General features: G+C 61.3%; 12 protein-coding genes. 4 read left to right on the forward strand and 8 right to left on the reverse strand.

Translation table 11 applies throughout. The features are described 5' to 3' along the window. Positions 1–294: 294 nt before the first annotated feature. The 8 genes from ACM6IN_RS19750 to ACM6IN_RS19785 all read right to left on the reverse strand — a co-directional run bounded on the left by ACM6IN_RS19750 (position 295) and on the right by ACM6IN_RS19785 (position 9,830). Positions 295–1,296 carry a response regulator gene (locus ACM6IN_RS19750; RefSeq protein WP_007908918.1) on the reverse strand — a complete coding sequence of 334 codons (1,002 nt, stop codon included), beginning with the start codon at positions 1,294–1,296 and terminating at the stop codon, positions 295–297. A gap of 48 nt (positions 1,297–1,344) precedes the next feature. Continuing rightward, complete coding sequence (locus tag ACM6IN_RS19755) at positions 1,345–2,355, reverse strand: chemotaxis response regulator protein-glutamate methylesterase (RefSeq protein ID WP_414916568.1); 1,011 nt, start codon at positions 2,353–2,355, stop codon at positions 1,345–1,347. Continuing rightward, positions 2,352–4,637, reverse strand: a complete 2,286-nt coding sequence (locus ACM6IN_RS19760) for a hybrid sensor histidine kinase/response regulator (RefSeq protein ID WP_414916569.1) — start codon at positions 4,635–4,637, stop codon at positions 2,352–2,354. The genes ACM6IN_RS19755 and ACM6IN_RS19760 overlap by 4 nt, the downstream gene beginning before the upstream one ends. Next, positions 4,634–5,317, reverse strand: coding sequence for a chemotaxis protein CheW (locus ACM6IN_RS19765; protein ID WP_007908926.1), 684 nt, complete (start codon positions 5,315–5,317; stop codon positions 4,634–4,636). Before ACM6IN_RS19765 ends, ACM6IN_RS19760 begins: the two co-directional genes overlap by 4 nt. After that, positions 5,314–6,585, reverse strand: coding sequence for a CheR family methyltransferase (locus ACM6IN_RS19770; RefSeq protein ID WP_414916570.1), 1,272 nt, complete (start codon positions 6,583–6,585; stop codon positions 5,314–5,316). Before ACM6IN_RS19770 ends, ACM6IN_RS19765 begins: the two co-directional genes overlap by 4 nt. Further along, complete coding sequence (locus ACM6IN_RS19775) at positions 6,582–7,118, reverse strand: chemotaxis protein CheW (RefSeq protein WP_414916571.1); 537 nt, start codon at positions 7,116–7,118, stop codon at positions 6,582–6,584. Before ACM6IN_RS19775 ends, ACM6IN_RS19770 begins: the two co-directional genes overlap by 4 nt. Continuing rightward, entirely contained in the window at positions 7,118–8,740 is a 1,623-nt protein-coding gene (locus tag ACM6IN_RS19780; RefSeq protein ID WP_007908936.1) for a methyl-accepting chemotaxis protein, read from the reverse strand. Before ACM6IN_RS19780 ends, ACM6IN_RS19775 begins: the two co-directional genes overlap by 1 nt. A gap of 367 nt (positions 8,741–9,107) precedes the next feature. Continuing rightward, positions 9,108–9,830 (reverse strand): tellurite resistance TerB family protein, encoded by a 723-nt coding sequence (locus tag ACM6IN_RS19785; RefSeq protein WP_414916572.1) that lies wholly within the window; start codon positions 9,828–9,830, stop codon positions 9,108–9,110. A 176-nt stretch (positions 9,831–10,006) separates the two neighbouring features. Here ACM6IN_RS19785 and ACM6IN_RS19790 point away from each other — a divergent pair, with 176 nt between their 5' ends. From ACM6IN_RS19790 to ACM6IN_RS19805, 4 genes are all read left to right on the forward strand, one after another. After that, entirely contained in the window at positions 10,007–10,921 is a 915-nt protein-coding gene (locus ACM6IN_RS19790; protein ID WP_007949637.1) for a LysR family transcriptional regulator, read from the forward strand. A 131-nt stretch (positions 10,922–11,052) separates the two neighbouring features. Then, positions 11,053–12,510, forward strand: coding sequence for a gamma-aminobutyraldehyde dehydrogenase (locus tag ACM6IN_RS19795; protein ID WP_414916573.1), 1,458 nt, complete (start codon positions 11,053–11,055; stop codon positions 12,508–12,510). 83 nt (positions 12,511–12,593) lie between these two features. Further along, positions 12,594–13,745 carry a putative ABC transporter substrate-binding protein YdcS gene (ydcS, locus tag ACM6IN_RS19800; RefSeq protein WP_414916574.1) on the forward strand — a complete coding sequence of 384 codons (1,152 nt, stop codon included), beginning with the start codon at positions 12,594–12,596 and terminating at the stop codon, positions 13,743–13,745. A 281-nt stretch (positions 13,746–14,026) separates the two neighbouring features. Beyond that, complete coding sequence (locus ACM6IN_RS19805; RefSeq protein ID WP_414916575.1) at positions 14,027–15,064, forward strand: ABC transporter ATP-binding protein; 1,038 nt, start codon at positions 14,027–14,029, stop codon at positions 15,062–15,064. The last annotated feature ends 5 nt before the right edge of the window (positions 15,065–15,069 follow it).

Below are 15,069 nucleotides of genomic sequence, written 5' to 3' on the forward strand. Positions count from 1 at the left end.
TGGGGGATATTTGAGAGATACGCCGAACTGAAAGGGCTTTGCCGATTCCATGATCGCCAAGGATTTCAAGCAGAAATTGGCGTATGGGCCTGCCCTCACCCTAGCCCTCTCCCGGAGGGAGAGGGGACCGATTGGGGGATGTTCGGGAGGTACGCCGACGTGAAAGGGCTTAGCTGAATCCGGAAATGTTGAGCTTGAAGATCCATAATCAAATCGGTCGATCAGGTCGATGTACAGCGCCAGACACCTCGGTCGGCCCCCCCTTTGGGAGAGGGCTGGGGTGAGGGTAAGCGTTTATTCGATCCCGACCTGATTACGCCCATTGTTCTTGGCCAGGTACAACCCACGATCCGCCGCCGAAATCAGCAAGCGACAATCACTACCCGCCTGCGGCACCATCGTCGCCAGACCAATACTGATGGTCAGGCTCGCCCCTTCCGCCGGGGTGTTGTGCGGAATTTTCAAGGATGCCACGGTCTGCCGCAGTTTCTCCGCCACCAGCCGCGCACCGCCCGGCGAGGTGTTCGGCAACACCAGCACAAACTCCTCACCGCCATAACGCGCCGGCAGATCCGACGGTCGCGCGCTGGCGTCACGGATCGCCGTGGCGACCTTGCGCAGCGCTTCGTCGCCTTCAACATGGCCAAAGCTGTCGTTGTAGGACTTGAAGTAATCGACATCGATCATCAACAACGACAGCTGGCTCTGATCGCGCAACGAGCGGCGCCATTCCAGTTCCAGGTATTCGTCGAAGTGCCGACGGTTGGACAGCCCGGTCAGGCCATCGGAGTTCATCAGCCGTTGCAGCACCAGATTGGTGTCGAGCAATTGCTGCTGGCTGACCCGCAGCGCGCGATACGCCGCGTCGCGCTGCAACAACGTCATGTACGAGCGCGAGTGATAGCGGATGCGCGCCACCAGTTCGATGGTGTCCGGCAGTTTCACCAGATAATCGTTGGCGCCGGCGGAGAACGCCGCGCTCTTGATCAGCGGGTCTTCCTTGGTCGACAGGACGATGATCGGAATGTCCTTGGTCGCCGGGTGATTGCGGTATTCACGCACCAGGCTCAGGCCATCGAGGCCGGGCATCACCAGATCCTGCAGAATCACCGTCGGCTTGATCCGCACGGCCTGCGCGATGGCCTGCTGCGGGTCGGAGCAGAAGTGAAAGTCGATGTTTTCTTGATTCGACAGCCCACGGCGCACCGCTTCGCCGATCATCGCCTGATCGTCCACCAACAACACCATGGCGGCGTTTTCGTCGGTTTTAATGTCGTCGATCTGTAAGTCATTCATGGGCGGTCACCTGTGTACTGCGGGGGCCAGGATTGCCGATAAACCTGTTCATTTGGGGAAAACCTCCAGCAATCGTGGCGCTATCTTTTCCAGTGCACGGATTTCAACCGCGGCATCAATCGCCGCAGCGGCTTTGGGCATGCCGTACACCGCACTGCTTTGCTGATCCTGCGCGATGGTCAGGTAACCCTGCTGACGCATGAGCTTAAGCCCTTGCGCCCCGTCGCGCCCCATCCCGGTCAATAAAACCCCGACGGCGTCGCCATTCCAATAGCTGGCGACACTCTCGAAAAACACATCGATCGAGGGCCGATAGATTTCGTTGACCGGCTCGGCGGTGTAGGCCAGCGTGCCGTTTTTCAGTAAGCGAATATGGTGATTGGTGCCGGCCAGCAGCACCGCGCCGGCTTGCGGCGGTTCGCCCTCGCGGGCCAGACGCACATCGAGGCCGCTGGCGCTGGCCAGCCATTCGGCCATGCCGGCGGCGAACACCTGATCGACGTGCTGCACCAGCACAATGGCTGCCGAAAAATCCTTCGGCAAGCCTTTGAGCAGGACTTCCAGCGCCGCCGGCCCACCAGCCGACGAGCCAATCGCCACCAGCCGCTGGCACGAAGCGGAACTGCGCTGGGCCGGTGGCGCCGGCCGCGAACGCGTGGGCTTCTTGCCGATCAGCCAGCCAATATTGAGGATCTTGCGCAGCAACGGCGCGGCGGCTTCCCGAGCGTCGCCGGCGCCGAGTGCCGGAGTATCGACCACATCCAGCGCGCCGTGGCCCATGGCTTCAAAGACCCGATGCACGTTCTGCTGGCGGTCAACGGTCACGATGACAATGGCACACGGGGTTTCGGCCATGATCCGGCGGGTGGCTTCGACGCCGTCCATCACCGGCATGATCAGGTCCATAAGGATCAGATCCGGGGTGTTTTCGGCGCACAGTTGCACCGCCTCGGCGCCGTTGCGGGCGACCCAGACCACTTGATGCGCCGGCTCGAAGGCCAGCGCCCGGCGCAGGGCCTCCACCGCCATGGGCATGTCGTTGACGATTGCGATCTTCATGCCCGCGCTCCTCCAATAAGCTCGACCACTGCGTCGAGCAGGGCGTCGTCATGAAAACTGGCTTTGGCTAAATAATAGTCAGCGCCGGCATCGAGGCCACGGCGGCGATCCTCTTCGCGATCCTTGTACGACACGACCATCACCGGCAGCGATTGCAGGCGATTGTCGCGGCGCAGCAGAGTTACCAGTTCGATGCCGTCCATGCGCGGCATGTCGATGTCGGTGATCAGCAAATCGAAGTCCTCCGAACGCAGTGCGTTCCAACCGTCCATGCCGTCCACCGCCACCGCAACGTCGTAGCCGCGATTGAGCAGCAGTTTGCGTTGCAGCTCGCGCACGGTCAGCGAATCGTCGACCACCAGCACGCGCTTGCGCGCCGCCTCGGCGGCCTGATTGCCATGACGGGCGATGCGCTCAAGGCGCCCGGTATTGAGCAGTTTGTCCACCGAACGCAACATGTCTTCGACGTCGACGATCAGCACTACCGAGCCATCGTCGAGCAGGGCGCCGGCGGAGATGTCCTGCACTTTGCCCAGCCGCTCGTCGAGTGGCAAGACCACCAGCGTGCGCTCGCCAATGAAACGCTCTACGGCAACGCCATAAATTGCATCGCGCTCGCGGATCACCACGACTTTGAGGGTTTCGCCACTGCTCTGGCTGGCCGGGCGGTTGAGCAACTGGCTGGCCGCGACCAGGCCGACGTGCTGGCCCTCGTGCCAGAAATGCTGACGGCCCTCGACCTGCACGATGTCTTCCGGGGCCAGGTCGCACATGCGTTCGATATGCGCCAGTGGGAAGGCGTACGCCTCTTCACCGACCTCCACCACCAGACTGCGCACCACCGACAAGGTCAACGGCACTTCGAGGTGAAAGCGACTGCCCTCGCCTGCGGTCTGCTCCAACTCTACGGCGCCGCGCAACTGGCGAACCATATGTTGAACGGCATCGAGGCCGACGCCCCGCCCGGACACTTCGGTGACTGTGTCGCGCAGGCTGAAACCGGGCAGAAAGAGGAAGGTCAGCAGTTCTTCCTCGCTCAACTGCGCCGCCGTTTCCGCTGGGGATAACTGCCGCTCGACAATGCTGCGGCGGACTTTTTCCAGGTCGACGCCGTTGCCGTCATCGCTCAATTCCAGCACTAGCAGACCGGCCTGATGCGAGGCGCGCAGGCGGATCAGGCCCTCTTCAGGCTTGCCCTTGAGCAGCCGTTGCTCCGGGGTTTCGATGCCGTGATCGACGGCGTTGCGCAACAAATGAGTCAGCGGTGCTTCGAGTTTCTCCAGCACGTCGCGGTCGACCTGGGTTTTCTCGCCTTCGATCTCCAGGCGTACCTGTTTGCCGAGGCTGCGGCCCAGATCGCGGACCATGCGCACCTGGCCGGTAAGCACATCGGCAAATGGCCGCATGCGGCAGGCCAACGCGGTGTCGTAAAGCACTTGCGCGCGTTGGCTGGCCTGCCAGGCGAATTCGTCGAGTTCGGCGTTTTTCTCGCTCAGCAGTTGCTGGGATTCGGCGAGCAAACGGCGCGCGTCTTCCAGGGCTTCCAGCGCTTCAAGGCTCAGCGCGTGTTCCTTGAGGTGCACGTTGAGGTTTTCCAACGCGCGCAGGCCGTTGTTCTGCATGCGCTTGAGGCGTTGCATGGTCGCCAGGTGCGGTTTCAGGCGTTGGGTTTCCACCAGCGATTTGCTCGACAGATCGAGCAGGCTGTTCAGGCGCTCGGCGGTAACGCGCAAGACGCGTTCGCCACCTTCGGTAGTGCGTTTGTTTTTGCGTGGCGCTGGCTCTGGCGTCTCACTCGCAACGTCGATGACGGGCGCTGGCGGCGTCGGCTCAACTCGCGGAGCTTGCAGTTGCAATTCGGCCATGACTGGCGCTGCGACAGCAGTCGCGGACGATGGATCCGGCAACTGCGCCATCAACGCCACATACGCTTCGATGTCAGCCGGTTGCGGAGCATTCGCTGGCGTGGCAATGCGCATCAGCAAATCGGTGCCCTGCAACAGCGCATCAATGTGCTCGGGGCGCAGCAATAACCGACCTTCCTGCGCACTGACCAGGCAATCCTCCATGACATGCGCAACGCTGACACCGCTGTCGATGCCGACAATCCGCGCCGCACCTTTGAGCGAGTGCGCCGCGCGCATGCACGATTCCAGTTGATCGGCCTGGCTCGGGTTACGTTCCAGCGCCAGCAATCCGGCACTGAGCACTTGGGTCTGGGCTTCGGCTTCGAGGCTGAACAACTCCAGCAGCGAGGCGTCGCGCATTTGCTCGGGGGTCATGTCAGGCTCCGGGTCACGGCGGACAACAGCTGTTCTTCATCCAGCCAACGCAGGCTGCGACCCCGATATTGCAGAACACCACGGGTGTATTTGGCACTGGCTTGCGCGCCGGATTGCGAAGCCGCATCGAGAATGCGTTCATCGATGGCATGAATGCCGTCGACCTCATCCACCGGCACCACCACCGGTCCGCCATGGGCGGCAATGATCAACATGCGCGGCATGATTCTCGCGCCTGTGGCTGGCGCCGAGTTGCCATCCAGATCAAGCAACTCAACCAGCGACAGGCACGCCACCAGCGCGCCGCGTACATTGGCCACACCGAGCAAGGCGCGCGAGCGCTGGTGCGGCAACGAGTGAATCGCCTGCAACGGCGCCACTTCAACAAGGCTGCGCGTCGCCAGTCCCAGCCATTCTTCGCCGAGACGGAACATCAGCAACGAGCGGGTTTTCACATCGCTTTCTACGGCAGTCGCCACCGGGTCGCGCTCGTCCTGCTGCAACGCATAACGGTCGAGCAAGCGCGTGGCAGCGGCGGAATACACCGAGCAATTGCGGCAATGAATGTGGTCTTCAAGCAGCGGACAGGACTTGTCGCCATGAATGCCGATGCGGTTCCAGCAATCGTCGATGGCCCGGGCGTCTTCGTGGGTGACGTTCAAGGTGTCGGACGGGATCATCGTTTACGCTCACTGTCGGCGGTGCGCCCGCTGCGGGCGGCGCGCTCCTGCAATCGTCTGGCACCCGCCGTGTCGCCTTGGGCCTGTAGCAGCGCAGCCAGGTGCATCAACGCTTCGGGGTGTTGCGGTTCGAGGTACAACGCCTTGCGATAGAAGCCCTGGGCTTCGAGGGTCAGACCGGCGACATCGCTGAGCAGACCGAGCCAGTAAAACACTTGGGCCAGTGGTTCGTGGCTGCGCAAATACTGTTCGCACGCCGCCCGGGCTTCGGCGCTTTTGCCTTCGTTAGCCAGTGCAGCGATGTTGGCCAGCAACGTCGCCGCGTCCGGGTTCGCGCTTTTGCTGGCGATTGGCAGTGGTGTTACGGCGGCAAACGGTCGATTGCGCACCGGCGCTGGCGGCGTGCTGCGCTGCGGTTGGCTGATCGGCACCGCGATCGGTTTGGCTGTCGGCAGCGGTTCGGGATGCGGCTCACTGTGGCGACTGAAGGCAAAGGATTGCGGGATGCCGATCGAACGCATGCCCAACCGCCCGAGCAGACTGCCCTCGGCCGGGCCGATAAACAGCACGCCATCGAAGTGCGTCAGGCGCTTGAGCACCTCGAACACCAGTTTTTGCGTCGGCTGATCGAAATAGATCAGCAGGTTGCGGCAGAACACGAAATCGAACGCCGGCTCACTGGCCAGCAGCGTCGGATCGAGCACATTGCCGACCTGCAAGCGCACTTGCTCACGCACGTTCTCGTTGACCCGATGGCCGTCCTGCTCAGGGGTGAAATGCCGTTCGCGAAAGTCCAGATCCTGGCCGCGAAACGAGTTTTTGCCATACAGCGCACGCCGCGCCTTCTCCACCGACAGCGGACTGACGTCCATGCCGTCGACCTTGAACTGATGAGGCTTGAGCCCGGCATCGAGCAAGGCCATGGCAATCGAATACGGTTCTTCGCCGGTGGAACACGGCAGGCTGAGGATGCGCAAGGCACGCATATTGTTCAGTTCGCCAAGGCGTTTGCGGGCGAGTTTGCCCAGCGTCGCGAAAGATTCCGGGTAGCGGAAAAACCATGTCTCGGGAACGATCACCGCTTCGATCAACGCTTGTTGTTCATCCCGCGAGCCTTGCAGCAACTGCCAATACTCATTGGCATGCGCCGCTTGCGAGAGCGTGGTGCGCTGACGCACAGCGCGCTCAATGATCGCCGGGCCGACCGACGTCACATCGAGGCCGATGCGTTCCTTGAGAAAGTCGAAAAAACGCTGATCACTGCTCATGCCTGCGCCTCAAGCTGCGCCGGACTCAGCGGCGGATCGGGGAACAGCAAAGTACGCACGGCGTCATCGAGCAAATCATTGACCCGTACCCATTGCACCAATCCCTGCGCATCTTCACGCACCGGGCCGAGGTAAGGCGCCCCGCGGTTGTCGAGGCCGTAAGGCTGAAACTCTTGCGGATGGCAACGCAGGGTGTCGGTGGCCTGTTCCAGAATCAGCCCAAGCCATTGCGCCGGTTGCGACTGATCAGGCTGGTAATTGACCAGCACCAGACGCGTGCTGGTACGCGCCTGAGCGGGATGGCCAAAGGTCAATGCGCTGAGGTCGATTACCGGGACTACCGCACCGCGATAAGCGAAAACACCGGCAACCCATTGCGGCGCCCGCGCGATCGGCTTCAACGGCAGGCGCGGCAACACTTCGGCGACTTCAGTAGCGCGCAGGGCGTAACGTTCGCTACCGATGCGAAACAGCAGGAACAACGCCGGCTTCGCCACCTGCGCGGCGCTGCGTTTGGCGATGATTTCACTCATCAGACTTTGAATCGCGAAACGCCGCTGCGCAGCCCGACGGCCACCTGGCTCAGTTCGTCGATGGCGAAACTGGCCTGACGCAACGACTCGACGGTCTGGCTGCTGGCATCACCCAGTTGCACCAGCGCGTGGTTGATCTGCTCGGCACCGGTGGCCTGCGCCTGCATGCCCTCGTTGACCATCAACACCCGCGGCGCCAGCGCCTGCACCTGATGGATGATCTGCGACAGCTGCTCGCCAACCTGCTGCACTTCGGACATGCCACGGCGTACTTCTTCGGAGAACTTGTCCATGCCCATCACACCCGCCGACACCGCCGACTGGATCTCGCGAACCATTTGCTCGATGTCGTAAGTGGCCACGGCGGTCTGATCCGCCAGACGCCGCACTTCCGTGGCGACCACGGCAAAACCGCGTCCGTACTCGCCGGCCTTCTCGGCTTCAATCGCTGCGTTGAGCGACAAAAGGTTAGTCTGATCGGCGACTTTGACGATGGTCACCACCACCTGATTGATGTTGCCGGCCTTCTCGTTGAGGATCGCCAGTTTGGCGTTGACCAGATCGGCCGCGCCCATCACCGAGTGCATGGTGTCTTCCATGCGCGCCAGACCTTGCTGGCCGGAGCCGGCCAGCACTGAGGCCTGATCGGCGGCAGTGGAGACTTCGGTCATGGTGCGCACCAGATCGCGCGAAGTTGCCGCAATTTCACGGGACGTCGCGCCAATCTCGGTGGTGGTCGCGGCGGTTTCGGTGGCGGTGGCTTGTTGTTGCTTCGAGGTGGCGGCGATCTCGGTCACCGAGGTGGTCACCTGCACCGACGAGCGCTGGGCTTGCGACACCAGCGCGGTCAGCTCGGTCATCATGTCGTTGAAGCCGGTTTCGACGGCGCCGAATTCGTCCTTGCGATCGAGGTTCAGACGCGAACTGAGGTCACCGGTGCGCATGGTTTCGAGGATCTGCACAATGCGGTTCATCGGCGCCATGATTGCGCGCATCAGCAACAGACCGCATAGGCCAGCGGCGAGGACAGCGACCAACAGGGAAATGAACATGCTGACTTTGGCTGCGGCCACGGCATCGTCGATATTGTTCATGGCCTGATCGGCGACTGTCTTGTTTTCGCCGATGATGTCGTTGAGCTTCATGCGCCCGGAATACCAGGCAGGCGTGAGCTTGTCGTGGAACATCCTGACCGCGTCCGCTTCTAGGTTGCGTTTGTGCAGATCCAGCACGGCATCCTGAATCTGGATGTAGGCGTCGTGATACTTCTCGAACGCGGCGAACTCGAGACGATCCTCGTCGGTCGCCATGGTTTTGCGATAGTTGGCCATCTGCTCCTGCAGACGCGCCTCGAACGCCTTGTAGTCAGCCGCGTCCTCGCTGGAAATCCCCTGACCTTCCTTGAGCCCGAGCAGTTCCTGAGTCTGCAGATAACTATCGACCCACGCACCTCGAATCATCGAGCTGTAATAAACGCCGGGAATCGCGTCATCACGCACGCTGTTTTCACTGACCTCGATCTTCAACAGCCGTGAATACGAAACGACGACCATCAGCAACATGATGGCGATAATCACCGCAAAGCTCGCCAAAATGCGTTGGCGCAACGTCCAGTTCTTCACAGTGATTCCTCGTGCCTAGTCGAAATGCGGGGAGTATAGCCGAGGGCGGTGTTTCATTTATAAGACGCTTTGTAACCCTCGGGCCTGTCCGCCTTGGTCGCGGGAGGGCTCTGGGCTGGGACTGTCCGACAATTGCGGGTGGGCGTGCCAGTGGGGTAATGGCAAAAGGAGGCGATAGATCGGCCATGGCGTATGCAGTGAGGCTGAAACATCATCGCGAGCAGGCTCCGTGCACGCCGGAATAACCTGTGGGAGCGAGCTTGCTCGCGAAGAGGCCGGAACGGTCAACATCGATGTCGTCTGACCCGGCGCTTTCGCGAGCAGGCTCGCTCCCACAGGGGGTTGCGATTGTTAAAGCACGCCGTCTCTACACAGAGGCCAGCCGCACCTGCTTCTCCAGCTCCACCTTCAAACCTGGCTCCAGCTTCAACTGGCGCGCCAGTTCATCCAGATATGACTTCTCCATGAAGTTCTCCTCATCCACCAGCATTACACTGGCGATGTACATTTCTGCCGCCATCTCCGGCGTGCTCGCGGCCCGTGCGACGTCGGTGGGGTCGAGGGGTTTGTTGAGTTCGGCGTGGAGCCAGTTCTGTAGCTCCTGATCGTTGTCGAGTTTGGTGAATTCGCCTTCGATCAGTTGACGCTCGCGGTCATCGATGTGGCCGTCGGCCTTCGCGGCAGCGACCAGCGCCTTGAGAATGGCTTGGCTGTGTTGCTCGGCTTGCGCGGGTGGGAGGCGATCAAGGGTTTGCGGTTCACTTTGTGGGGCCGTGCCTTTTTGCGCGTTGTAGTTGCTGTAGGCCTTGTAGGCCAGTACGCCCAGCGCGGCCAGCCCGCCGTAGATCGCGACTTTACCGCCGACCTTGCGCACTTTCTTGTTACCGAGCAACAAGCCCATCGCGCCAGCAGCTAACGCGCCACCACCTGCGCCGGACAAAAGACTGCCGAGGCCGCCAGTGCCTGAAGAACCGCCGAGCAAACCGCCCAAGCCACCGGCCGCCGGTTTGTTCTGAGCGCCACCGGCCTTGTTTTGCAACAGATCCTGGCCAGATTTGAGTAGTTGATCGAGCAATCCACGGGTGTTCATGTTCCGCCTCCAAAACAGGGGTTATCCGGATCTATAAGGCCTCCAGCCTAGTTCGAAAGTGCCCGTGACCGGCCTTCGAGTGTGCTTCCAGATGTTGCTCACCGCCCGCAGGCCTTCTTGAAAATAGATATACACTCAGATCCATCTATAAAAACCGCCCACCGGGTATTCCCGTCATGATGACCTTGCGTCAGATTCGTCATTTCATCGCTGTGGCCGAGACCGGCTCGATCTCCGCCGCCGCGCAAACCGCGTTCATTTCCCAGTCGACCCTGACCCTGGCGATCCAGCAACTGGAAGAGGAAATCGGCGTCAGCCTGTTCAGCCGCCACGCCAAGGGCATGACCCTGACACACCAAGGGCATCAATTCCTGCGTCAGGCGCACCTGATTCTCGCGACCGTCGACAATGCCAAGCGCAGCCTGCAACAGAGTACCGATCAGGTCGCCGGGCAGCTGATCGTCGGCGTGACCAGTCTGGTGGCCGGTTACTACCTCGCGGATCTGCTCACCCGTTTTCAGCGCGCGTATCCCAATGTCGAGATCCGTGTGATGGAAGACGAACGCCCTTACATCGAGCATTTGCTGGTCAGCGGCGAGATTGATGTCGGCGTGCTGATCCTCTCCAACCTCGAAGATCGTCACGCTTTGCAAACTGAAGTACTGACCCACTCACCGCACCGTTTGTGGCTCCCGGCCCAGCATCCACTGCTGGAGCACGACAGCATCAACCTCGCCGACGTTGCCCGCGAACCTCTGATTCAACTGAACGTCGATGAGATGGATCGCAATGCCCAGCGTTTCTGGCGCGGTTCCGGGCTGCAACCGAAGATCACTCTGCGAACCGCGTCCACCGAGGCTGTACGAAGTTTGGTCGCCGCCGGTTTGGGCGTGTCGATTCAACCGGACATGACTTATCGCCCGTGGTCACTGGAGGGCGACATCATCGAAGCGCGTCCGATCGCCGACCTCAACCAGACCCTCGACGTTGGTCTGGCCTGGCGTCGTGGCACCGCGCGCCCGGCATTGGTCGACCCATTCCTGACCGTAGCCCGTGAACAACCCCACGGCGGACGCAAGCCATCTATTTAATCGAACGCAGCCTTCAGTATTTAGAATTTGTCGACCTCGGAGCCGCGCACTAGTCTTGCTGCATCTATAAGACGGTCGGCTCCCGATATCAGGGAGCAACAATGGCCACACAAGAAAAGAGATCGCGGAAGATGGCTGGCGCGCAGACCCCGATGTGTACCGCGTTGTTGATCGACGGCGAATTGGTCGCTGGGGAAGGTTTTGTCGAGCCGATTCTTAACCCGGCCACCGGTGAGATCCTCACGCACATCGCCGAGGCCAGCACCGAGCAAGTCGAAGCCGCCATCCTCGCCGCCCACCGCGCCTTTGCCGAATGGTCGCGCACCACACCGCAGCAACGTTCCAACCTGTTGCTCGAGATTGCCAACGCCGTGGAAAAACACGCCGATCACCTCGCCCGCCTCGAATCGCTGAACTGCGGCAAGCCGCTGCACCTGGCGCGTCAGGACGATCTGACCGCGACCGTCGATGTATTCCGCTTCTTCGCCGGTGCCGTGCGCTGCCAGACCGGTCAGCTCAGCGGTGAATACCTGCCGGGTTACACCAGCATGGTTCGTCGCGATCCGATTGGCGTGGTCGCCTCGATTGCGCCGTGGAATTACCCGATCATGATGGCCGCGTGGAAAATCGCCCCGGCCCTCGCCGCCGGCAACACGCTGGTGTTCAAACCCTCCGAGCACACGCCGCTGTCGATCCTCGCGCTGGCGCCAGCGCTGGCCGAAATCCTCCCGCGCGGGGTAATCAACATTATCTGCGGGGGTGGCGAAGGCGTCGGCAGCCATTTGGTCGGTCACGCCAAAGTGCGCATGGTCTCGCTGACCGGCGATATCGTCACCGGGCAGAAAATCCTCCAGGCCGCCGCGAAAACCCTGAAACGCACGCACCTCGAACTCGGTGGCAAAGCCCCGGTGATCGTCTGCAACGACGCTGACATTCAGGCCGTGGTCGAAGGCGTGCGCACCTACGGTTACTACAACGCTGGCCAGGACTGCACCGCCGCCTGCCGGATCTACGCGCAGGCCGGGATTCACGACAAATTGGTCGCCGAACTCGGCGCCGCCGTCAGCAGCCTGCGCTTCGCCGGCAAACGTGACGCCGACAACGAAATCGGGCCGCTGATCAGCACCCGCCAACGCGACCGCGTCGCCAGTTTCGTCGAGCGCGCCCTCGGTCAGCCGCACATCGAACGCGTGACCGGTGCGGCGGTGCATTCCGGCGCCGGTTTCTACTATCAACCGACGTTGCTCGCCGGTTGCAAACAAAGCGACGAAATCGTTCAGCGCGAAGTGTTCGGCCCGGTCGTCACCGTGACCCGTTTCGACGAACTCGCTCAGGCCGTCGACTGGGCCAACGACTCCGAATACGGTCTCGCCTCGTCGGTCTGGACACAGAACCTGGACAAGGCGATGCAAGTCGCCGCGCGCCTGCAGTACGGCTGCACGTGGATCAACAGCCATTTCATGCTGGTCAGCGAAATGCCCCACGGCGGGCTGAAACGCTCCGGTTACGGCAAAGACTTATCCAGTGATTCGCTGCAGGACTACAGCGTGGTGCGGCACATCATGGCCCGCCACGGCCAGCATCTCTGACTACGCTAATAACAAGCCGTTAACGGCATGCTTCACCGCGTTCACAACTGCCCCGACCATAATTTGAAGAAGAGGGTTCAACCATGTTCGTGCACAAGACCGCACTGCTCAGTGCAATCACCACGGCCCTGCTGGCCAGCGCCAGCCTGCAAGCGGCCGAGCCGTTAAAGGCTGTCGGTGCTGGCGAAGGTCAGCTGGATATCGTTGCGTGGCCGGGTTACATCGAACGTGGCGAGAGCGACAAGGCTTACGACTGGGTCACCGGTTTCGAAAAAGAAACCGGCTGCAAGGTCAATGTGAAGACCGCTGCAACCTCCGACGAAATGGTCAGCCTGATGGCCAAGGGCGGTTATGACCTGGTCACCGCGTCGGGCGATGCGTCGCTGCGGTTGATCGTCGGCAAGCGTGTGCAACCGATCAACACTGCGTTGATCGCGAACTGGAACACCCTCGACCCGCGCCTGAAAGACGCGCCGTGGTACGTGGTCAACCAGCAGACTTACGGCACCCCGTACCAGTGGGGCCCGAACGTGCTGATGTACAACACCAACGTATTCAAGACCGCGCCGACCAGTTGGAACGTGGTGTTTGCCGCGCAGGATCTGCCCGACGGCAAGCCGAACAAGGGCCGCGTGCAGGCCTATGACGGGCCGATCTACATCGCCGATGCGGCGTTGTATCTGAAATCGACCAAGCCTGAATTGGGCATCAAGGATCCGTACCAGCTCACCGAAGATCAATACAAAGCCGTGCTCGATCTGTTACGCGCGCAGCAGCCGCTGATCCACCGCTACTGGCATGACACCACAGTGCAGATGAGCGACTTCAAAAACGAAGGCGTGGTGGCGTCGAGTGCCTGGCCGTATCAGGTCAACGGTTTGATGAACGAGAAGCAGCCGATCGCTTCGACCATTCCGAAAGAAGGCGCCACGGGTTGGGCTGATACCACGATGCTGCACGCCGAGGCCAAGCACCCGAACTGCGCGTACAAATGGATGGACTGGTCGCTGAAACCGAAAATCCAGGGCGATGTGGCGGCGTGGTTTGGTTCGTTGCCGGCGGTGCCAGCGGCATGCAAGGAGAGCGAATTGCTCGGCGCTGAAGGTTGCAAGACCAACGGTTTCGACCAGTTCGACAAGATCGCCTTCTGGAAAACCCCGCAGGCTGAGGGTGGCAAGTTTGTGCCGTATAGCCGCTGGACCCAGGACTACATCGCGATCATGGGTGGCCGCTAAGCCCGGGAGCACCTCGGTCTAGCTCCCTTTCCCCCTCGCCCCCCTGGGGGCGGTCCGACGTTTCGGGAGGGCTGGGGTGAGGGGGTAGCTTTTGCCTTTGCTCTTGATTGAAGGGCAACGGCCAATAAAGCCACCCTCACCCCCCGCCCTCTCCCGGAGGGAGAGGGAGCTAAAAGCAATTTCAGCGCCCTGCACACCTACTGTAGGAGCTGCCGCAGGCTGCGATCTTTTCGACGCACACACGACTTTTTTGAAAGCCCGTTTTACCGGAGCACCGCACCATGACGCTTGCAGTCCAGTTCACCAACGTTTCCCGGCAGTTCGGCGAAGTGAAGGCCGTTGACCGGGTTTCCATCGATATCGAGGACGGCGAGTTCTTTTCCATGCTCGGCCCTTCCGGCTCGGGCAAAACCACCTGCCTGCGCCTGATCGCTGGGTTCGAGCAACCGAGCGCCGGCTCGATCCGCATCCACGGCGCCGAAGCGGCCGGTTTGCCGCCGTATCAACGTGACGTCAACACGGTGTTTCAGGACTACGCGCTGTTCCCGCACATGAACGTCCTCGACAACGTCGCCTACGGTTTGAAGGTCAAAGGCGTCGGTAAAACCGAGCGCCACAAACGCGCCGAAGAAGCCTTGGACATGGTCGCCCTCGGCGGTTATGGCGCACGCAAACCGGTGCAATTGTCCGGCGGTCAGCGCCAGCGCGTGGCCCTCGCCCGCGCTCTGGTCAATCGTCCGCGTGTGCTGCTGCTCGATGAGCCGTTGGGTGCACTCGATCTGAAACTGCGCGAACAAATGCAAAGTGAATTGAAGAAGCTGCAACGCCAGCTCGGCATCACCTTCATCTTCGTCACTCACGATCAAACCGAAGCGCTGTCGATGTCCGATCGCGTCGCCGTGTTCAACAAAGGCCGCATCGAGCAGGTCGACACGCCGCGCAATCTGTACATGAAACCGACCACCACGTTTGTCGCCGAATTCGTCGGCACCTCGAACGTGATTCGCGGCGATCTGGCGCGTGAAATCAGCGGCCATCCGCAGCCGTTTTCGATCCGTCCGGAACATGTGCGTTTTGCCGAAGGCCCGCTGGCCAGTCACGAAATCGAAGTCAGCGGTCTGCTCCACGACATCCAGTATCAGGGCAGCGCCACGCGTTATGAATTGAAGCTGGAAAACGGTCAGACCCTGAGCATCAGCCACGCCAACAATCAATGGATCGACAGCAGCGCACAGCACCAGACCGGCCAGCGTCTGAGCGCGCGTTGGGCGCGGGAAGCGATGATCCCGCTGCACGATAACGTGGCGAGCGGGGTGTGACATGA

It is taken from the genome of Pseudomonas sp. IT-P395, from assembly GCF_949767675.1.
Taxonomy (GTDB): Bacteria; Pseudomonadota; Gammaproteobacteria; order Pseudomonadales; family Pseudomonadaceae; genus Aquipseudomonas.